This is a genomic window from Subdoligranulum sp. DSM 23681 (genome assembly GCF_057005535.1).
In genome coordinates, this window is sequence record NZ_CM168050.1 from 1,747,041 (window position 1) to 1,767,885 (window position 20,845).

At 63.2% G+C, this 20,845-nt stretch carries 16 protein-coding genes; 6 read left to right on the forward strand and 10 right to left on the reverse strand.

Annotation, left to right across the window (positions count from 1 at the left end; genetic code table 11):
- Positions 1-19 precede the first annotated feature (19 nt).
- From AC127K_RS08030 to AC127K_RS08050, 5 genes are all read right to left on the reverse strand, one after another.
- Positions 20-874 carry a lysostaphin resistance A-like protein gene (locus AC127K_RS08030; protein ID WP_483720152.1) on the reverse strand — a complete coding sequence of 285 codons (855 nt, stop codon included), beginning with the start codon at positions 872-874 and terminating at the stop codon, positions 20-22.
- Positions 875-1,046: 172 nt separating this feature from the next.
- On the reverse strand, positions 1,047-2,051 hold the full coding sequence (gene yiaK / locus AC127K_RS08035; RefSeq protein WP_294540982.1) for a 3-dehydro-L-gulonate 2-dehydrogenase: 1,005 nt from the start codon (positions 2,049-2,051) through the stop codon (positions 1,047-1,049).
- A 242-nt stretch (positions 2,052-2,293) separates the two neighbouring features.
- Positions 2,294-3,280 (reverse strand): LacI family DNA-binding transcriptional regulator, encoded by a 987-nt coding sequence (locus AC127K_RS08040; protein ID WP_483720153.1) that lies wholly within the window; start codon positions 3,278-3,280, stop codon positions 2,294-2,296.
- Between the two features lie 218 nt (positions 3,281-3,498).
- Positions 3,499-3,915 (reverse strand): hypothetical protein, encoded by a 417-nt coding sequence (locus tag AC127K_RS08045; protein WP_294540978.1) that lies wholly within the window; start codon positions 3,913-3,915, stop codon positions 3,499-3,501.
- 200 nt (positions 3,916-4,115) lie between these two features.
- Positions 4,116-4,331, reverse strand: coding sequence for a hypothetical protein (locus AC127K_RS08050; protein WP_483720154.1), 216 nt, complete (start codon positions 4,329-4,331; stop codon positions 4,116-4,118).
- A gap of 235 nt (positions 4,332-4,566) precedes the next feature.
- Between AC127K_RS08050 and AC127K_RS08055 the strand changes: the two genes are divergently transcribed.
- Together AC127K_RS08055 and AC127K_RS08060 are read left to right on the forward strand one after the other, a co-directional pair.
- Positions 4,567-8,700: a hypothetical protein gene (locus tag AC127K_RS08055; RefSeq protein WP_483720155.1), complete on the forward strand. Its 4,134-nt coding sequence runs from the start codon at positions 4,567-4,569 to the stop codon at positions 8,698-8,700.
- Between the two features lie 3 nt (positions 8,701-8,703).
- A complete protein-coding gene (locus tag AC127K_RS08060; protein ID WP_483720156.1) occupies positions 8,704-9,747 on the forward strand; it encodes a hypothetical protein in 1,044 nt (347 codons plus the stop codon).
- Between the two features lie 178 nt (positions 9,748-9,925).
- Here the strand turns inward: AC127K_RS08060 and AC127K_RS08065 are convergent, their stop codons facing one another.
- Genes AC127K_RS08065 through AC127K_RS08085 form a run of 5 tightly spaced genes read right to left on the reverse strand, consistent with a single transcriptional unit; the run spans position 9,926 to position 15,148 of the window.
- Complete coding sequence (locus AC127K_RS08065) at positions 9,926-10,603, reverse strand: hypothetical protein (protein ID WP_483720157.1); 678 nt, start codon at positions 10,601-10,603, stop codon at positions 9,926-9,928.
- A 27-nt stretch (positions 10,604-10,630) separates the two neighbouring features.
- Complete coding sequence (locus AC127K_RS08070) at positions 10,631-11,911, reverse strand: hypothetical protein (RefSeq protein ID WP_483720158.1); 1,281 nt, start codon at positions 11,909-11,911, stop codon at positions 10,631-10,633.
- Positions 11,912-11,960: 49 nt separating this feature from the next.
- Positions 11,961-13,313: a type IV secretory system conjugative DNA transfer family protein gene (locus tag AC127K_RS08075; RefSeq protein ID WP_483720159.1), complete on the reverse strand. Its 1,353-nt coding sequence runs from the start codon at positions 13,311-13,313 to the stop codon at positions 11,961-11,963.
- A gap of 35 nt (positions 13,314-13,348) precedes the next feature.
- On the reverse strand, positions 13,349-14,833 hold the full coding sequence (locus AC127K_RS08080; RefSeq protein ID WP_483720160.1) for a hypothetical protein: 1,485 nt from the start codon (positions 14,831-14,833) through the stop codon (positions 13,349-13,351).
- A gap of 12 nt (positions 14,834-14,845) precedes the next feature.
- On the reverse strand, positions 14,846-15,148 hold the full coding sequence (locus AC127K_RS08085) for a hypothetical protein (RefSeq protein ID WP_294542764.1): 303 nt from the start codon (positions 15,146-15,148) through the stop codon (positions 14,846-14,848).
- Between the two features lie 473 nt (positions 15,149-15,621).
- Between AC127K_RS08085 and AC127K_RS08090 the strand changes: the two genes are divergently transcribed.
- From AC127K_RS08090 to AC127K_RS08105, 4 genes are all read left to right on the forward strand, one after another.
- Entirely contained in the window at positions 15,622-16,002 is a 381-nt protein-coding gene (locus AC127K_RS08090; RefSeq protein WP_483722181.1) for a helix-turn-helix transcriptional regulator, read from the forward strand.
- 142 nt (positions 16,003-16,144) lie between these two features.
- Entirely contained in the window at positions 16,145-17,710 is a 1,566-nt protein-coding gene (locus AC127K_RS08095) for an Hsp70 family protein (RefSeq protein WP_483720161.1), read from the forward strand.
- A gap of 37 nt (positions 17,711-17,747) precedes the next feature.
- Entirely contained in the window at positions 17,748-19,361 is a 1,614-nt protein-coding gene (locus tag AC127K_RS08100) for an Hsp70 family protein (RefSeq protein WP_483720162.1), read from the forward strand.
- A complete protein-coding gene (locus AC127K_RS08105) occupies positions 19,358-20,845 on the forward strand; it encodes a hypothetical protein (RefSeq protein WP_483720163.1) in 1,488 nt (495 codons plus the stop codon). The genes AC127K_RS08100 and AC127K_RS08105 overlap by 4 nt, the downstream gene beginning before the upstream one ends.

Consider the following 20,845-nt stretch of genomic DNA (forward strand, 5'->3'; position numbering starts at 1 on the left):
GGGCCCTGTCAAGGCAGGGTCACAGGGGGCGGAAGGAGGCCAGGACCAGGTAGACGGTGTCAAAGGCCAGCAGGACCCACAGCAGGGGCTGGCGCCATACCTGCAGGCGGCCGGCGGCCGTCTGTGGTTCCCGGTCAGGGGCCCGCCGCCGCAGCCGGCGCAGGCCGCCCGCCGCTGCCAGGACCAGGGGCACCCCCACCAGCAGCAGGGAGGCCAGGGCCCCCGCCGTGCCGGCGCCCTGCAGCAGCTGAAGGACCACGGCCACCGTGTTGCCCGCCATGTGCAGCCCCACCGAGACCCCCAGCCCGTACCGCAGGGCGGCCCAGCCGTAGACCAGCCCGCACCAGAACGCCGAAAGGCCCTGGTACAGGTCGTGGTGGACCAGACCGAAGCAGAGGGCGGAGACCAGCACCGCCGTCCGGGCCCCGGCGGGACCCAGGCGGCGCATCAGGACCCCCCGGAAGACCAGCTCTTCCAGCAGCGGTCCCACCGCGCAGATGTACAGTGCCACCGGCAGGGTCAGGGACTCATCGCCGCCGGGGGCGGGCAGGGCGGTCAGGCCCAGCGGCTTCCAGAGCAGTTCCAGCCGGGGCGACAGCAGGGAGAGCACCAGGTTGCCGGCAATGGCCAGACTCAGGAGAAACACCAGACTCTCCGCCCGGGGACGCACCGCAGGCCGTGGCGGCGAGGGCATGCCGTCGGCGGCGGCCCAGACCAGGGGCACCGCCGAGGCCAGGACCCCGCACAGGAGCAGCACGGCGCCTTCCGGCAGCCCCAGCCGGGGCAGGACCCAGCGGTGGAGCAGGCCGAAGAGGATGCTGTAGCCCAGCAGGCTCAGCCACAAGTGGTTCAGGGCGGGGGATGAAGTACGCATGAAAGCCTCCTTGCGCGGACCGGCCGGCCCGCGTTGATTTTGGGCCATTGTACCATGGGCGCCCCGGCGGGTTTGTGAATAAACTGGAAATTTTGTTATTTTTTTGTAATATATCACGGAACAGGTCCGAAAAAAGGCGGGGTATCCCGCCGCGCAGGATCCCCGCCCTGTATCACATATCCAGCACCGACTGCCAGATCTCCTCAATGACCGGCACGCCCAGTTCCCGGTTTTCCCGGATGCTCTTCAGGGCCAGCTCCCCGGGATAAAAGACCTCGCCGCCTTCCCGCACCGGTTCGCTGCTCTTCACATCCGCCAGGATGGCGTCCACCAGGGCGTCGGTCTGCTCCCGGGTGTTGAAGCGGCCGGGGTCAATGGCGATCATCACCTGGGACAGGCCCACCTCATCCCCGAAGGTGCCGATCTGCTGCACCGAGTTGCCGTTGGTCAGCACGGTGGCGATAAGGTCCAGGGCGATGGAAAGGCCGCTGCCCTTCCAGTAGCCCATGGGCAGCACCCGCCAGGTCTTTTCGATCTCGGCGGGGTCGTTGGTCAGCTCTCCGGCCTCGTTGTAGCCGCCGGGAACCGGCAGCTTGACCCCCCGCAGGCGGCAGTCCTCGATCTTGCCGTAGCTGAACTGGCTCACGGCGCAGTCCAGCACGGCGTGCTCCCCGTTGGAGCGGGGAATGGCCATGACCAGGGGATTGTTGCCGATCTTCCGGTCCTTGCCGCCCCAGGCGGGCATGTTGGGCATGGTGTTGGACCAGCAGATGCCCACACAGCCCTGGTCCGCCGCCAGCCAGCCGTAGGTGCCGCCCCGCATCCAGTGGTTGTTGTTGCCCAGGGCCACCACCCCCACGCCGTTGGCCTTGGCCAGGGCACAGGCGCGGTCCATGGCACGTTTGGCGTTCAGCGGCCCGAAGCCCCGGTGCCCGTCCCAGCGCTCCATGGAACCGAACGCGGCCACACAGGTGGCCCGGGCGGCGGGGTCGATCTCGCCCTTGTCCAGGTAGCTCACCACCCGGGGAAACCGGTTCAGGCCATGGCTGTACACCCCGGCCAGACTGTTCTGGGCAAAGATGACAGCGGCATCCCGGGCGTCATCGGGGGTGAATCCTTTCTTTTCCAGCACGCGGGCAAACTGGGACACCATGGTTTCATAGGGCACACGTTTCATGGGGGCATCTCCTTTTTTCAGCGAAAATTCTTCCGGGAAATTGTAAGCGCTTTCTTACAACCCGATTATAGCACCTGCGCCGCATAAGTCAAGCCGCGGCAGGGGAAAGAAGGAAAATTCGGAGATTTTCACAAAAACCAGGGACCGGTCTTGTGGGGGCGGAACGGCAGGGAAAAGAAACCGCTTACATTCCGCCACCGGAAAAACGGCGCCGGCAGCGGCGCCGCAGGAAGGCGGTCTGTTCAGCTGGTGCGGCCCGGTACCAGCTCGGGCTGCACCGTCACCGAGGTGCCGGGGCCGCCCTGTTCCATGCTGCTTTCCAGCAGCTGCACGCAGAGCAGGGCCACCTGGTCCCCTTTATTGTCCACCGTGGTCAGCACCGGCTCACACAGGCGGGCGTAGTCGGAATGGTTGTAGCCGGTCACGGCGATGCGCTCCGGCACCGGGATGCGGGCCCGCAGCAGGGTCTTCAGCACCCCGGCGGCGATCAGGTCCTCCCCGCAGACGATGCCGTCGCAGGGCTGGCCGCTTTCCAGGATGTGGCGGGCCGCGGCCATGCCGTCCTCCAGCGTGTCCCCGATCTCCAGGACCCGGCCGGCCGGGTCCAGGCCGGCCTGTTCCAGGGCCTGCACAAAACCGTCCCGCTTCCGGTCGGCGCTGTCGGTGGATTTGTCCTTGAGGTAAAACAGGGCGCGGCGGCCCCGGGCAAGCAGATGCTCCACCGCCAGCCCGATGCCCCGGCCATCGTCCACCAGCACCGAGCAGGCGTTGGGCAGCGGCAGGGCCCCGTTGGCCAGCACCACCGGGACCTTGCCCAGCAGGGCGGTCATCTCGGCGCCGCGGCAGATGGTGTTGAACACCGACCCCACCAGCACGATGCCGTCCACCTGTTTCCGGGCCACGGCGCGCAGATACCGCAGGGCTTCCTCCCGGTCGCCGCCGGTGTTGCACAGGATGACCTCATACCCCCGGCGGCTGAATTCCCGCTCGATGGTATAGGCCGTGCGGGCATAGTGGGGAACCCGGATGTCCACGGTGAGCACCGCCACCGTCCGCAGGGATTTGCTCACCATGCCCCGGGCAATGGCGCTGGGGGTGTAATGGTTGGCCGCCAGCACCTGTTCCACCCGGGCCCGGGTGGCGGGGCTGACCGTACCTTTGTTGTTGAGCACCCGGGAAACGGTGGCAATGGACACACCGGCCTCCCGGGCAATGTCGTAGATATTCATGAAGCAACACTCCGCCGCACAGATGGGGACGGCGCCGCCGTCCCGGAATGAGGATGTAAGGCCTTACAGCTGCCTCAAGCATACCCTGCAAAGGGGATATTTGTCAACCGCGGGGCCGGTTCTGTCGGTGTTTCCTGTTATACGGCCCGGGTCCCGGCAATGGCGGAGCCCCCCGGCCACCGCCGGAAGGCGGCGGGACCGGGGGGCTCCTTTTCTTTTTATCGGCGGGGAGAGAGGGGAGCCGGGGCGAACCGGCTCTGCACCACGATGCGGTCCACCGTGACCCCCGGGGCGCTGACCGACACCTGCACATACAGGCAGACGCCCGGGGCGTCCCAGCCCAGATGGCAGGGACGCAGGACAAACCAGAAGCGGGGACGGACCTGCTGCTTGCTCCGGGCAAACCGGAGACGATAACTCAGGGGAACCAGCTGCGCCGTCAGGCGGGGACTCTTGCTGATGCAGCGGCAGACGCCGTACACCAGGGATTCGGACAGGAACGGACAGGGAACATGCAGTTCCGGGGTCAGGGGCGGACGGCCTTTGCGTCCCTTCTTGGCCTTGATCTCGGGACGGGGGGAGAGCTGGCAGGCCAGCTGACGGCTGTCATATTCGGTTTTCAGCACAAACACCATAGGGCAAAACCTCCTTGAAGAACGAAAAAAAGACGAATGGTTACACCTGTCCCGTGGACAGAGTAAGCAACATTCGTCTCAATGAATTACAATTACATTGTCAGCGCACAACTCGTTCTTCAAGCTGGCTACATTATTATTATATCACAGACCCGGTGCGGTGTAAAGAACGAAAGAAAAATTCCCCCCGAAAAAGGCGGTCAGCGGCGCCGGGGTCCGGCGGCCAGGGCCAGCACCAGGCTCAGGGTCAGCACGGCGGCGGCCAGCAGGGTGCAGGCAATGGAACCGGCGATCTCCCCTTCGCCGAACCGCACCCACAGGCCCCCGCCGCAGACCAGCGCCGTCAGGATCGCCCCCCACGCAAGATACCGTCCTTTCCGGGCAGGGGTTTTCAGGTCGGTTTGCGTATGGTTCATATCGGTCATACTCCCTTCGGTCATTTCGGTCCCTTCCGGGAAACCATCTGTATTGTAGCGCGCCGCGGTTTTTCCCTCCACCACAAAACCGTAAAAGCCAGGTGAATTTTCGGTAAAGCCGCTCCCCCGCGCCGCAGAACGAAAAAATCCCTCGGATGGGCCGCACATCTTGTCCGATGGGAAAGGCGGCAGTATAATAGGCATAAATCATCACACCAGAAAGGGGTCATGGATTATGGAACAGGATCTTCCGGAAAACCGCCTGGAAGAACAGCTGCAGGCATCGCTGGAAATGAGCGCTGCCGAGTTCCGGGACTCCCTGCGCACCAACGCCTCTGTCCTGGTCCTGGGCCAGAAATACCAGACGGCCTGCTTCGGCAAGGAGTACTTCCTGCAGGCGGCCGGACGGGAACTGGCACCCGGAGCGGATTCGGCCGCGCAGGACTATACCCAGCTGTGGAAGCAGATCGCAGCCAAAAAGAAGCTGCTGTACGGGGAAACGGAGTTTGCCCCTCTCTCTCCCGAACAGTGCAAGGCCTGGGAGCCCATCACGGACCAGGCCTGCGAGGCCCTGAAGCGGGAAGCCGCGCCGGCCATGGAACGCACCAACCGGATGCTGCGCGCCGGCTGGCGGCTGGTGGCCACCACCGCCCCGGAGACCATGCTGCGGACCATCCCCAACAGCCCCTTCTCGCCCAAAAAGACGGTGCTGCACACCAACGTGCCCCTGCCCCAGACCTTCCGGGCCACCTCCCTGTCCCTGCTGCAGATGTTCACCCCGGGCGAAGGGCTGAACCTGAGCTTTGAGGAGCCGGATCTGGTGTGGGAATCGGAGGGCAGGGCCACCACCACCCTGGCCGAAGCCCTGCGTCGGGCCATCCCGTACAGCGGGTATCTGGTGCTGGACGGCTGGGACCCCACCGGGGACTGGTTCGGCGCCGAGGACCTGATCCGCATCATGCAGGGACTGATGTACGACGACGGCCGGGACCAGATCCAGGTGCTCTGCTTCGGCATGGATGAGGCGGCGGCCGGACGGGCCTTTGCCAGCATCGACCGGACCAAGCGCCGGCTGCTCTCCCGGATCCTCTTCCTGGACGGCCACCTGGCCGACCTGTTCCCGGAGGAGGCCGAACCGGCCGAACTCCCCCAGCTGGGCGAGGATTTCTATCATCTCCATCTGATGCCGGTGCAGGGACGGGAACACCCGCTGGACATCACCATTCCGGTGAAGGAATGGGAAAAAATGCCCTTTGCCAGCAAGGCCAGCCTGCTTCCCCTGGAGCCCACGCCCCAGAGCAGCGCCCTGCCCATGGACCGGGAGACCCAGATGACCGCCTTCCTGGCGCAGGACGGCAATGTTCCGGTGTGGGATGATTTCGACAACTGCTACTTTGAGCGGGACCAGTACGCCCTTTTGCGGGACAAGGTCCAGAAATCCCTGCGGGTCAGCGGACAGCGCACGGATTTCCTGCTGCTCAAGGGTCCGGCCTGCAGCGGCAAGACGGTGATGCTGGGCCGGCTGGCCCTGGACGTTTCGGTGAACTATCCCACCATCTACCTGGGGCCGTCCGCCCTTCCCCGGGACGAGGAGGGGGACGACGGCGTCTATGCCCGTCTGGCCACCTTTATCCTGGAATGGCTGACCAAGGCCATGAGCGCCCGACGGTTCAACCGCAAGCGGGTGCTGGTGATCTGGGACGGCGGCTTCTATGAGTCCGAAGCCCGGGGCATCTACTATCGCCTGCGCCGTCAGCTGCAGCGCTCGGTGGAGTTCCTGCTGGTGGGCAGCGCCTACGCCAAACCCCGCAGCAGCAACAGCGCCTTTGAGGACGAGGTCGTCCTGGCGCCGGAACTTTCCACCACCGAGCAGGAAAATCTGTTTGCAAAGCTGCACCAGAACCTGGGGCTGGCCATCGTCCAGTTCCGCAAGGCCCTGCTGCCGGAGGACAGCGCCGGCGGCCGCCGGCAGCGGAACACCACGGAGGAAAACACCCTGCTGAGTGTTCTGAGCCACCTGTTCCACGGCGTCAACGAGGACATTTCCCAGCGTCTGGCCCAGGGCCCCATCCGGGAGAACCAGGCCGCCCGGATCGCCCTGCAGAAAGCGCTGGACCACAACCTGGAAGAACTGGAGGAGGCCCGCCATGACGGCGCCCTGGTCACAGCCCTGAAAGCCTACGACTGCGACTGGGACTCGGACGCCATGCGGGAACGCATCACCCGCTGCGCCGGCCTGCTGGACGACATCCTGGCGGTGGCCGGTTCCTGGCGGCAGTCCCTGCATTTCGAGCTGGTCTTCCGGGTCATGGAAGACCTGTACCGGGAGCGGTTCCATGAGCCTCTGGGCAATCTGGGCCGCTGGCAGGACCTGCTCAACGCCCTGCTGGATTACAGCCCCATGATCTACTGGGACGGCGAGGATTCCTCCACCTGGGTGCTGCGGTACCGCTCCGCCCTGGAAGCCCGCATGTTCCTGAAATCCAAATACCCCCGCCAGCTGGAGACCGAGGAGGACGCCCGACAGGCGGCGGTGGTGTCCGAGGGGGCCGTCCTGGGCATGGCCAAACGCACCATCTACTGCTACCGCGGTCAGGGCGGTGCGGCGCTGCGGGACCAGGTGGCCGTGGAGATCCTGTGCAGCGTGCTGAAGAACGGGCGGCTGAACGAGGGCAACAACGAGTTTGCCTACGAGGCCCTGCACCTGGCCGACTGTTTCGGCCCCAATGCCGAGGGGGAGACGGTGGCCGCCTGGTGGCATCCCTACATCGCCCAGAACCTGGTCCGGCACGGGTCGGAAAATGTGGCGGCCCTGCAGAAGGCGGCCTTCCTGCTGCGCCACTATGACTGGGATGAGAGCTGCGAGACCGCCATGCGGGAAGGCTGGCCCATGGACGCCGAACATTATGACAGACAGCTGGAGGTCTACCAGATCCTGGAAAAGGCCATCCGGCTCATCGAAAAGGAACATGTGCAGGTGAGCCCGCGGCAGCAGATCCAGCTGTATACCGAATGGTGCTGCAACCGCCGCTTCATCTACTGCCCCCATGCGCCCTTTGTGGGAAACCTGCCGGAGGAGGAGCGCCTTCTGGTGGAGCAGCGCCTGGAATATGGCGAACAGCTCATGCAGGAAGTGGAGGATGTGATCCGCAGCAAGCTGTTCCCCCTGGCGGCCATCACCGACGAATACGGCAACCGGCATATCGTCAACATCTATAATGACATGCTGGTGGCCACCGCGCGGGTCTACTGGCAGCAGAAGCCGCAGGATCTGCGCCCGCTGGCCGATCATATGAACTTCTACTGGCAGTATATCCTCTTCGGCCTGATGGACCTGGGCGCCCTCATCGACGACCAGAAGAACAGCCAGCTGAGCAAGATCAACGAGATCCTGGACACCTGGCGCAAACTCAGCCAGGGGACCCAGTGGGAGGCCGGCGCCAACCAGTACTACAAACAGCAGGACCTGAACCTGTACCAGACGGACCCGGGCAGCTGGTGGACCAACCGGATCACCTCCCTGTGGCATGAATCCCTGCCGGATCAGGCACCGGAGGCGGACCGGACCAACTGGCTCAAGGACAACCTGTACCTGCGCTCGCTGGAATTCCGCAAGGAAGAGGATTCCAGCACCCTGTCCCCCCAGGAGCAGCAGCTGGTCCGGCACATCGTGGATGTGATGGAAGGCCGGCAGCCCGACGGGGAGGAACCCCTCCTGCGCCTGCCGGACGGCAGGCCGGCCACGGGCTGCCAGGATATCTTCACCGGCTATATGGACAACCACCTGCGGCTGCAGGAATACTATGTGCGGGCCAAGTGGATGGCCGAGACCAACTTCTTCCCCTACACCGACACCGCACCGGTCTGCCTGAACCAGCCCTACTGGAAAACCATTGAGCAGGTCTGCAACAACTACTGTGAGCAGGGGGCTGGCTATGCCAACGACTTCTTCCTGTATTATCTGCGGGCGGTGCTCCGGTGGGTGAACAGCCGGGACAGCTGGGACGTGCAGCGGCGCCGCCAGCCGGAAATGTTCCGCGCCTGCGCCGGTCACCTGCGGATGCCCCGCAACGGCCGCTACAGCACCAGCTACCTGCTGCTGTGCTGGTCCAACGGCAAGCCCGTCCGGGTGCGCTGCACCGTGGACCTGGACGAAAAATCCGGCAAGATCAACGACGTGCTGGAACCCAACCTTTCCCAGGTGACCAAACAGGAACACCTGCAGGTGTCCCAGCAGCTGATCCACAAATACATCTATGTGGCGGAAGCCGTTCTGGACGTGGGCCAGACCAGCGGCAACAACTACGTTTTCGGCATCCGCTTCAACCGGGAAGGTCCCCTGGCCGCTCCTGTCACAAGGGAGGGCTGAGCAATGGAAACAAAAGTCAAAAAAGGCCGGAACCATAAACAGCAGCGGGAAGAACGGATGCAGCAGCGGCAGCAGAACCTGGCCCGTCCCCAGCCGCCGGCAGGAACGATGTTCCCGGTGCCCCGGCTCTGCCGGCGGGAATCTCTGCTGGACCTGTGCCGGATCTTTTACCAGAAGACCGGCGTGGACCTGTTCATCGACATACCGGGCAATGTGGAGATCGGCCCCCGGGATGACCAGGTCCTCGTCCTCCCCGGCCAGGAGGCACAGTTCCTGGGCAGTCAGCTGAACCAGCTGTACGCGGTCTGTTTCAACGCGACCATGAAAAACGCGTCCCGGACGGGACGGGACAAGAGCGGCAGCACCCCGGGCACCCTGGATATCCTGCTGGAACTGGCCGACACGGAAAAGCGGAAAGAGCTGGCCGGATTCCTGGCATTCATCAACTATGCCCGCCAGTTCTTCTGTCACTATTCCTATCTCTGGCCCATGGCGGTGTCCGGGAAGGACATCTCCCTGCTGCGCAACTACCTGGAGATCCACTGCGACCCGGAACTGAAGGCGGATGGGGTGCTCAAGGGAATGGAAGAGTACACCGACGAAAATGTCTGGCTGCGGTTCCAGAAATCCATCCTCCGCAGCGCCGAGGACCTGTACGACTGGCTGGCCGATCTGGCTGAAGCCCACGGGGAGGACCCGGAGCAAGCGCCCTGGAAGGCGGAGATCTCCCTGCTGTACCTGCCCCGCACCATGAACGACCAGATGCGCCGGAACTGGGACGCCCCCATCAACTGGTGGTGGAAAAAGACGCTGCTCAGCCTGCGCCGGAGCGACAAGGAAACCTTTAATTACATGAAGCTCGTGGATGACATCACCGGGCGTATCCAGCACCGGGAGAACGGCAAACCCCATTACAGTGTGGCGTTCGTCCCGCTGCAGACCCAGATCTACCAGTGGGCGGAGCAGGAACTGCGTTCGTGGCTCCACAACACCTCCCAGTGCAATAATGCCGCCGGCAAGGGCTTCCGCCGCAAGAGCTATCTGTGAATACAGATGCGGCCGGGTCAGACGGACCATGGCCACGTCCCTTTCATAACCAAAAAAATCCCCCGGACAAAATCTGTCCGGGGGATTTTTTCTTTGTGGAGGTGGGGAGTGTGGGCAGCCGCCTTCCCTGCGCCGTCAGTGTGGGGCAAATCACCCTCTCCGGCCGTTCCGGCTGCGCTCACCGCCGCCGGAAGAAAAAGTACCAGAGGATGAACAGCAGGATCAGCAAGGGCGAAAGGGCCACGAGCAGATCCATCAGGAACTCGAACAGCGCATTGAGGATCACATAGCGGTTGATCCACAGGGCGATCAGGGACAGCACCACGAACAGGATGCAGCCGATCCGCAGGATCAGCTGCCAGTTGATGTAGATATCGGGCATCTGAAAGGTGTTGGCGCGGATGGGGCGCGGCCCGGATCCGCCCCCTCCGACGCTGCGGCGGGCCGGTCTGCTGGGGTCGGTTCTTCTGCCGGGAATGCTGCCGGCATGGATACTGGGGTCGGGAACGTCGAAAAAGTCGTGATCCTCCGGCATTTCGATCTGGGGCGCTGCGTGCCGCTCCGGCACGGTGCCGGTGCGGTACGGCTCAGTCTCGGTCCGTCCGGTGGGAACGGCCGGGTCGTCGTCCCAGCCTTCGATGTGATCCGGCCAGCCGCCCGTCTCGGCGGCCGCCGTGCCGCCGGCGGCATCGCCTGCCGGGGCAAGCTTCTGGTCGATGGGAGCCACACGGTAGCCTTTGGCCTGCAGTGCCTCTTCCGGGCCGGCATGCAGGGACAGCGGGGCGCTGCAGTACGGGCAGCTCACCCGTTTGCGGCGATAGAGATAGTTGCAGTCGGGACAGTAATAACAGGCCATAGGCGAAGCCTCCTTCGGCAGGAGTGATCAGGGAAAGACATGTCCGATCAGCAGGGGGGTGGGATAGAGCGCACCGCAGAGGACGGCGCCGTCCTCCCGGCCGATCAAATCGTTGATGGTTACATTGTACTCTGTTACTTCATGCTGTGCAACCCCGGTTTCATGGCTGGAAAAGAAGGCGAAAGGCTGCCGGCTCCGGCCGGTGCTCTGCTCCCGCACGATGCGCTGGTAGCTGCCCAGGGCAGCGGCAAAGGGGGTCGCCTGGTTGGCGTTGTCACAGCGGAAGACCAGGACCTCGTGATGCTGGCTGAGCAGGCTGCCCAGGGCGGTGTCCGCCTGGGTGGGCGACAGCACGCAGGATGCGTCTGCCGACAGCAGGCCGGTGCGGTAGCGGGCGGTGGTGTGGGGGTCGGTGAACAGCTGGCACAGCGGCGGAAAGGACACCAGGGAGGTCTCGGCGGCCACCAGCAGGAAATCAATGTTGGCAGTGCGCAGGCTGTTGAGCTCGCAGAGCAGGTAGCGCAGCAGCGCCGGGGACGGATTGGGCAGCGAGATGTTGACAAGCCCGCAGTGGAGCATGGCGTCCCGGATGCCGATGGTCCCGTGGCGGGCCTCCGACTGGCGGGTCCACAGCACGCTGGACATCAGGCTGGTGAAGTCGTTGACCCAGCCCCGCACCAGCAGGATGCGGCCGTCGGCGGACAGTGTTTCCCGGATGCTGCGCCGCTCCGCCTCGGGCAGCTGGTTGAGCACCTGCCGGTCCAGTTCCTGGTAGGACAGGGCGACCAGCTGTTCCAGAAGGTCCAGCCGGTAGGGGGAATGGCCGGAAAACCGGGGATTGCGGGCCCGACTGCGCAGAAACTGCAGCTCGAGGATACGCAGATAGGCGTTCAGGCCATCGCGCGCCGCCACCACAGCGGCGCGGCTGTCGTTGTCGCCGGAGGTGGGGATGATGGCATTGAGCACTTCCTCATGGTTCATGCCGTACAGGGGGGCCAGATAGTGCACAGGGCTGCCGGGAGGATTGATGCTGTAGACGCGGCCGGACTCCTGCCGGTCCCCGCCCGGTGCGGGCAGCGCCTCCGGCAGCTCCTCGATCTCTTCGGCCAGCAGGGGATCGTTCTGCAGCAGGATGATGCCCACCCGGCCGATGCAGCGGCGGATCGCCTGCAGCCCCGCTTCCCGGCGCTGTTCGATGCGGCCGCAGAAAGCGGCAAAACTTGCCTGCCAGTTTTCGGCGGGCAGCGCCTGGGAAAGAGGAAGCCGCCCGTAAAAGCGGACGTTGCGGTGGTAATTGATATGAGCCATTGCAGATCAACTTCTTTCGGTGGGCACGCCCGCATCGTGCCGGAAACTGTCAGGGCAGGGCGGGATCCTGCTGAAAATGGAAGGGGAAAGGCAGCTGCTGGGATGCCAGACCGATGACCGCGTGGCCGGGTTTGAGTGCCATCAGGTCCCAGTCTTCCACGGTGTAGCCGTGGCGTTCCTGATCCACCGGGGAGCCGGAGGCGTTCTGGTAGCGGAAGGCGATCTGGTTGCGGCCGTAGAGTTCCGAAATATATTGGCGGGATTCCGCGTCGTTGAGGTGGAAGGTGAACACCGACCCGAACCCGGCCAGGATGTTGTGGGCGATGTCCTCATCGTAGGCCGAGCGCACCTGGCTGATGCTCTGCAGGCCGGCCACCACGCTGACCTGCTTGCTGCGGCCAAAATTCAGCGCGTCTTCCAGGTGCTGCAGCCGGGGCAGAAGTTTCATCTCGTCCAGGAACAGGTGGACCCGGCCGTTGGCATGGCTGCCCAGCGCTTCCTTCAGGGCCAGGTCGATCAGCATGCGGTAGTTCGGGGCCAGGGTCTCGCCCACCTGCAGATCGTACAGCACAAAAATGGCCTGGTTGCGCTTGTTGCGGATGGCGCTGCGGATGGAAAATTCCTGGGCGGGGGAGGTGGCCTTCTGGGCAAACACGCCCTGGAAGCACTCGTAGAGCATGCTGCGCAGCTCGGCCATAACGCCCAGGGCCTGGTTGCTGGAACCGTCGCCGATGTAGGAACTCAGGCCGCGCATGTCGTGGTAAATGCTGAAATACTTGAGGATCTGGGGAGCGCTGTTGCGCATGAGAAACTGTAGCAGGAACCAGTTGTTGAGGTTGTCCTTCCACACGCGCGGGTTGTCATGGGAGCGGCGGATGAAGTAGATCAGCGCCGAGGCAAAGATGTCCCGGGCCGCGTTGGAGAAGAAGGGCTGCGTCTGGCTGCCCCGTCCGCGGAAGTAGGAAGCCGCGATCTCCCGGGCGTTGCTCTCGTAGGAAAAGGGCTCCGGCCCATCGGCGAGAATATCGCCGAACAGGTTCCAGACGGCGCTGCGGCTGCGGTGCTTCAGGTCGTTGGCAATGATGATATCGCCGGGACGGTAAAAGCCGGGATGGCTGAGGTAATCCCCTTTGGTATCAAAGATGAGGCTGACACCCGGGTGGCTGTCCGACCCGCGCCGCTGCCAGTCACGGGCCTGCCCCACAATGAGGTTCATGGCGTTGGTCTTGCCGCTGCCGGGACCGCCCAGCAGCAGAAGATTTTTGAATACGCTGGGCTCATCCAGGGCAAAAGCCCGCCCGCCATCGTGGGCGCGGAAGGTGTATCCGGGCCGGTTGGGCGATCCCTCGAATCGCCCCTGGGCCAGCATCCCGCCGAACAGGGTCTGCACGTCTGTGACCATCTTGTTCCCTCCTTGGCTTTTTCACCGTCGCCTTGTCAATCGTTGTCCATGCCGCCGTCCCGGTCGGAGCCGCCGTCGGAACCGCCGCTGTCCGAACCGCTGTCGTAGCCGCCGCTGCCGCCGTCGTCCTGATAGCTGCCGCCGTCGTCCTGGTAGCCGCCGCCATCGTCCTGGTAGCCGCCGCCGTCGTCCTGGTAGCTGCCGCCGTCTTCCTGGTAGCTGCCGCTGTCTTCCTGGTAGCTGCCGCCGTCTTCCTGGTAGCTGCTGCCATCGCCCTGGTAGCCATTGCCATCGTCCTGGTAGCTGCTGCCGTCATCCTGCTGGCCGCCGTCGTCCTGCTGACTGCCGTCATCCTGCTGGCCGCCGTCGTCCTGCTGACTGCCGTCATTCTGTTGGCCGCCGTCGTCCTGCTGACTGCCGTCGTCCTGCTGGCCGCCGTCGTCCTGCTGACTGCCATCATTCTGTTGGCCGCCGTCGTCCTGCTGACTGCCGTCGTCCTGCTGGCTGCCGTCATCCTGCTGACTGCCATCATTCTGCTGGCCGCCATCATCCTGATGACCATCGTCGTTCTTCTGACCGCCATCGTCCTGACGATCGCCGTCGTTGTGGCGATCACCGTCATCCTGGCGGCTGTCGTCGTTCTTCTGGCCGCCATCGTCCTGACGATCGCCCTCATTCTTCTGACCGCCATTGGGCGGGGTGGACTCGCGCCCGGGGGGCGGCGACACGGGACCCGTCCGGTCGGTCTCGCTCTTGTCCAGCTGCTTGCTCATGGCCTGGTCGTAGGCCTTGCTGATCGCCTGGTAGCTGGCGGAAGGCTCCTTGGGCTGGATGTTGTGGTTCCGGTCGTAGATGAACTGGGCCAGGGTCTGGTCGATATGAGGATCGTTGTAATTCCTGGCGGCCTCCTGCAGGGCGGCCTGGTAGGAATCGGCCTTCACCGAATTCAGGTAGGCCTGCGCATTGGCATCGACCTTGCCGGTAAGTTCCATCTGCTGAAGGATGGCCTGGACGGTGCGGGTGTTGCCTTCCCGGAAGGCTTCGGCCTCGATGGGCTGTATGCGGTAGAGGTCGGCATCGGTCTCGAACTGGATATAGGTGTAGCCCTGGCGGCCCTCCTGGTACTGGAATCCATGGGTGCCCTCGTGAAAAACGGTGTCCAGCATGTTCCAGTTGGGGGCGGGGGCATTGATGGTGGTGATGATGTTGTTGCCCTTTTCATCCTGGTCCGAAAGACGGAACTGCCCGCTTTCCAGCACGTCCAGGTTGAGGTACAGGTGGTTGCCCTGCTGGTAACCCCAGGTGTAGCCATCCTGAAGGGAGCCTACCATGGAAACGGCAGAGACCTGGATGGGCGGATGTCCGGTCTCGGCCGCGTAGCGGTTCTCCACCTCCTGGCAGGCGGCAAGCCGCTGATCGGTGCTCAGACTGTTCCAGGTGTCGGTGGTGAACAGTCCGTTCAGCTCGACACCGCTCAGCTGGGAGTAGCAGGTGGAAAAAGAAGAGGTGCCGGATGCCATGATAAACCCTCCTTATCGACGGAAAATCCGCAGCCGGCCGATCTCCGGGTCCTTCAAAAGCCCATCCATCAGGGTCAGGGCCTCAAAGTAGCTGCGGCCTTTGCGCATGCGCTGGATCATGATGACCGAGAATTCCCCCGAACGGAAGTTCCCGGTCTCGCCGGAGTCCAGATAGGCCCGCAGCAGAGGGTCCAGCCGGTCGTCCATCGTGCTGCGGTACTCTTCGGCACGCTGCGCAATGACCGAGGCATCCCACCCGGGGTGATCCCGGGCGATCAGGTCCCGCAGCTCCTGTACGCTCACAGAAGAAAGCATGGTATATCGCTCCTTTCCCAAAGGTCCGGCTTGCCCGGACGCTCCCAGATATCCTGTGGTCCGCCGCCCGGTCCGGTGCGTCTGCACCGGCGGGCGCCGCGGTCCCCGGCTTAATAGAGCAGACGAATCCACCGGGGGGTTATCGGATGTGTTCTCATTATACCAACTGCAGCGATAAATGGAAATTGGCAAATCGACTAAAATATTAAAACGACATTCGGCATCATTGAACTACATTATACTTCATAAGAAAACATAAAGAAAAAAGCCAGATTTTGCCACGGGAAAATGGGTTTTGAAGGGTAAAAATGGGCGTTTTGCACATTGTTCTCCTCTATTTTTTGCCAACATCACAAAACTTCATCAATATTCATATAACGTCTTGAAAAAATCGGGAGCGGTGGTACAATGAACTTGAACCCGTATTGCGCATCCGGCCCGCGGCCGCAAAGCGCGGCGCCTTTCTGCAGCTTTTGCGGCGGGCGGCGTATCGGGAATCCTGGAAAGAAAGGAGGTTCTCCTCAGTGAACAAAAAAGACCTGGCGCAGAAGATCATTGTGCTGCGCGGCAAAAACGGCTGGACACAGCAGGAACTGGCCGAAATGTGCGGCACCACCCAGCGGACGGTGGCGGCCTGGGAGACCGAGCGCTCGATCCCGCGCAAAGCCATGCTGGTGCGGATCGCCCGGGTGTTCGGTCTGCCGGATGAGTATTTTCTGACTGAAGTGACGCAGGACACCGCCGGCAGCGATTTTGTGGCCGAGTTCAGCGATCTGCTTGAACAGCAGACCGGCCTGTCCCACAGCAAGAAAGCGGAACTGCTGGACCAGGTGATCAAGACCCTGAACAAATGACAAGGCCGGCGCGCAAGTAACTGGAAAAAACAGCCGGCGTGTCGTCTTTACAGGCAGATCCGGATGAAACCCAAGGCGGAGTCCGGTTACGCAGCGGCCCGAAAAGCGTCCGGAAAGAAGAAAAATGAGGAGGAACTTGAATATGGCATTCATTATGGGCATGGATTTCGGCAACTGGTTTTCCTATCTCTGTTACGTCAATGACAACCAGGCCTTCGGAGGGCGCCTGGGCAGCAAGCCGAAGGATCTGCTGCCCAACAACAGACCCAACGACAACGGCTACCCCAGCATCTTCTTTTACAGCAAGTCGGCGGCAGACAAATGCACCGACCCCAACCGCTGTCCGCCCTGGTACGGGTATGAGGCGCTGCGCAGAAAAGCATCCCCGGCGAGCCATCGGGTGCGCGGCCTCAAACGGAAAATGGGCCAGCCGCTGCAGCTCGACGACTGGGACGGCGATGTGGACAAGGCCATCACCCTGCTGATCCAGTACCTGGTGCGCGAGGGCAACAAGGTGCTGCAGACCGAGGAGATGACCACCACGAACCAGCTGTCCCTGGCCTATCCGGCGACCTTCAACACGGCGCAGGTGCTGCACCTGAAGGATCTGGCCCAGGCCGCCACCCTGGAAGACGGCCGGCATGTACAGGTGGTGGGCATGATCGCCGAACCGGCGGCAGGCGCACTGGATTATCTGGCCGAACACGGCCACACCGACCACGACTACACCGTGCTGACCTACGACCTGGGCGGCGGGACTTTTGACCTGGCGGTCGTTACGGCCTATCCCCAGGGAAAGACGAGCGCCAGCGGCGGTACTTACTACTATGACGTGGAGAAGACCGGCGGTCTGGCCACGGTGGGCGGCTGCGACTTTGACCGGGAAATGGCCGATCTGCTGCGGCGCAAGGCACCGCAGAACGTCCGTTTTGATGAAGAAAAACTGATGGTCGATGCGGAAAATGCCAAGATCGACCTGACCGACGGCACGGAGACGGAGGTCTCCATCATCGCCACCGACAGTCGGGCGGTGGAGCTGACCGTGACCCGCGACGAGTTCGAGCGGGCGGCGGCGCCGCTGATGCGGCAGACCATTGAGGAGACCCGCCGCGTTCTGGCTGAGTACGCCACGACCGGAAAGCCCGCACCGGAATTCATCGTGCTGACCGGCGGCGCCAGCCAGATGCCGATGGTCAGGCGGGAACTGGAAGAAAACTTCCCTCAGTTCCGGGGCAAGGTGGCCTGCTACCGTCCCAACAGGGCAATCGCCTACGGTGCCGCCCGCTACGGTACCCCCGTCTCGGATTTCGTGCAGATGCGGGTGCGCTATGATCTGGGAATCCGGCTGTATCACCGGAACACGGACGATCTGTTTGTGGATGTGATGATTCCGGCCGGCAGCCCGCTGCCCTTCACCAGCGAGGACAATATCTCGGAGACGCGTGCGGAGGACCAGATGCAGTCCTTCTTCGTGGTGATGGAGGGCCGGTTCGACAACCCGGATCCCGAGGAGATCGATACCGACTTCCGCAGGATCGTCTCGGTTTCGCTGGATTTCGGGCGCAAGGTCCCCAAGGGGACGGAGTGCGCGAGCCGTCTGATCGTTGACAAGAACGGGCTTCTGACCATCGAGGCCCGGGAAGCCGACGACTCGGCGGGCAGCAAACCGGTCTCCGTATCCTGCCAGCTGGAGAACCTGAGCAACTGAGCCCTGCGGCAGATGGTGAAAAAAGGAGGAATCCCGTATGATAGACGCTTACGGAAGTGACATCGGCAACGCCTACGCTTTTCTGTCCGTGGTGACGCAGGAAGAACTGGACGCTCTGCCGATGCTTCCCGTGCAGATCGACCGGCTCGGCATGCCCACCATCGCCTATGTGACCCCGCCTGAGGGCAGCCCGATCTATGTCAATTTTGCCGCGAACTGTGATTTCAGGACCCGCAGCCGCATCAAGCATGACCCCGGTCATATTGTGCGTGCCATCAAAACCCAGCTGCACGGCAACAAGCTGCCGCTCAAGGCCCTCAACACGGAGCTGTCGCCTTACCGGGTGTACGCCGAGGTGGCAAAGGAACTGGTGCGCGTGGGCAATGAATGCCGCAAGGAAGAGGGCCTGCCGCCCATCTACCGCCTGGTGCTGACCTACCCCGCCGCCTTTTCCAAATATCCGGACGAGCTGCAGCTGCTCAACCGGATGCAGCAGGCGGTGGAGTCGGTGGAACTTGACGGACATCACCTTGAGGTGGTGGGCCGTCTGCCCGAACCGGCGGCCGTCGCCATCGACTATCTCTATCGTGTGCGCAGCGTTCCGGCCCAGAATGACCAGCTGCCGCAGGACTCCCTCACCGTGCTGGTCTATGACCTCGGTCACGGGACCTTTGATGTGGCGGCGGTCACAGCCCGCAGCAAGGGGGAACCCTACCAGGTGTGGGACAGCGACGGCCTGCCCGACGTGGGCGGCAAGGACTTCGACAGCCTGCTGGTCCAGGAGCTTCTCTCCCAGATGGAGAAGCTCGGCTACCGCCCCAGCAACGATGCCGAGCGGGAGGAACTGCTGGAGGAGGCCATCCGTGCCAAGCATGAACTGAGCGATGAGGATGAGGTCTCTGTCCAGCACCAGAAGCGCACCGACGGCAGCTATCTTGAGCTGACCATCACCCGCGAACGGTTTGAGGAGATCACCCGCCAGCTGCTGATGGAAACGGTGGAACTGACCCAGCAGATGCTCACCGCACAGCTGCAGCAGGGCCGCCAGATCGACCGCATCGTCCTGTCGGGCGGTGCCAGCCAGATGCCGATGGTGCTGGAAGCACTCAAGACCAGCCTGAATCCCAAGGTGGAGGTCCTGCCGCCCTACCGTCCGGCCCGTGCCGTATCCTTCGGCGCGGCCCGCTACGCGGCCGGCCTGCCGGAGCCTGAGGACTCCGGCGGCAGAAAAGATCCGGGGCCTGCGCGCCCCAGCCGGGTGGCCCAGCTGCGTGCAAAGCGGGGCTACGGCGTCGAGGTCCTGCAGGAAGGGGAGCTGGAAAGCCGGGTACAGGTGCTCATCAAGGCGGGGGAACCGCTTCCCGCCATCGGACGCATCGAAAACTACCGGCCCAGCGCCGGCGTGGCCGGTCACATCGACTGTGTGATCGACTGCCCGGATGTTTCTGCCGAAGCCGGCGATCTTCTTTTCAAGTCGGTGTGCCACAACTTTATTCTTCTCCACTTTGATCTGCCGCAGCAGGGCACCTACGACCTGGATTTCACACTTGATCCCAACTACAATATCACGGTGACGCTGACCGACAGTGACGGCGTCGCTCACACTGCCGGTACGGCGGCCCCGGCCGGGGAAGGAGGTACTGACGAATGAACAACAGGGATCCCAAACAGGAAGGCGAGGCTATAAGGGTGCATAAAAAATATCAGGATTTCAGAGCCAACCGCAGCGCCGGGGACGCGAACACCGGCCGCCTTTTTTATGAGGAACTGTGGGAGGCGATCCAGCGTGATTACCGCGACAGCGGCCACTGTTACTATGTGGAGAACGTTGCCAACGGCCGGTACGAATGGATCAGGGTAACGGAGTTGAGTCTGCTCTACGCCATGCGAATCGGCGATCAGCTTCCCGACCTGAGCAGAGCTAAACTGCCGTATCAGGATCACAACTGGTATGAATCCATGGACAACACCGACGGCACGGCCACGGACGTCCGGGAAAAGGCAAGGCTTCTCATCGAACGAAAAAAGAAATTGCGGGCTCAGGGCGATGGGGCAAGGATCCACGGGAGCTATCCGGCTGCCGGAGAGAAAGCCGCCGGTCGGTATGGCCAGAGAGATGACCACCAACAGAACCTTCAGGAGCAGACAGCCAGGGGAGCCGCCAATCTGACCGAGTCGGAAATCTATCTGGATAATGCTCTGGGAAATGATCGATACGAGGAGCCAGAACCGTCCGAAGAGCCTGCCCCTCTGCCGCCGGTCAGCCAGCGGGCCCAGCCCGTTCAGCGGCCGCCGGTCAGCCAGCAGGCCCAACCTGTTCAGCAGCCGCCGGCCGGCCAACAGGAGCCGCCCGCCCAGCAGCTGTCGGCCGGTCAACAGGAGCCGCCCGTCCGGCAGCCCCGGCCCGACACCGAACAGCAGGCACGGGAACAGGAACGGCATATCCGGCAGCTCCAGGAACTGATGCGTCAGGAGCGCCTTGACTGGGATGCGCAGGTGGCCGATCAGCCCGACCAGATGCTCACACAGCAGCTGGAACAGACCCGCGGGGATATGGTCGCCTCCATCAACGGTCTCAAGCGCGACTGGGGCAAGATGCTGGAAGATAACTTCACCCAGCTGCAGCAACTGCAGCAGCAGCAGGAACAGACCCTGGCGGAGAGCGTCCGCCGCATGCAGGAGCAGCAGCATCAGCTGGCAGGCAGCCTGCGCAGCTGGCGGCAATCGCTGTACATTGCCAGTTTCAAAGAGCTGGCCAACTGCTATGCCCAGCTGTACCGTATCGTCATCCGGCAGGAACGCCAGTGCGCGGAGCTGGAGGCACAGGGAGAGCTGCGCACCGCCGACAAGGAGCTGAAGGAGTCGCTGACCACCTTCCGCCGCATCTTTGAAAAAGCCCTTGCACCGCTGAATCTGTTCATCCTTGTACCCAAGGTCGGTGACCCGTACGATGACGTCATCCACATCACCGAACAGCAATCCGGTGATGAGCAGCAGCTCGCCGGTGCGACTGTGGCCGAGTGCGTGCTCCCGGGCGTCGTTCACCGCCCCGAAAATGCGGAAGATGCCGAAGATTATGATGTAATCTGCCGCGCCACCGTCCGTCTGAACGGCTGCCATATTCTGAAAAAGTGA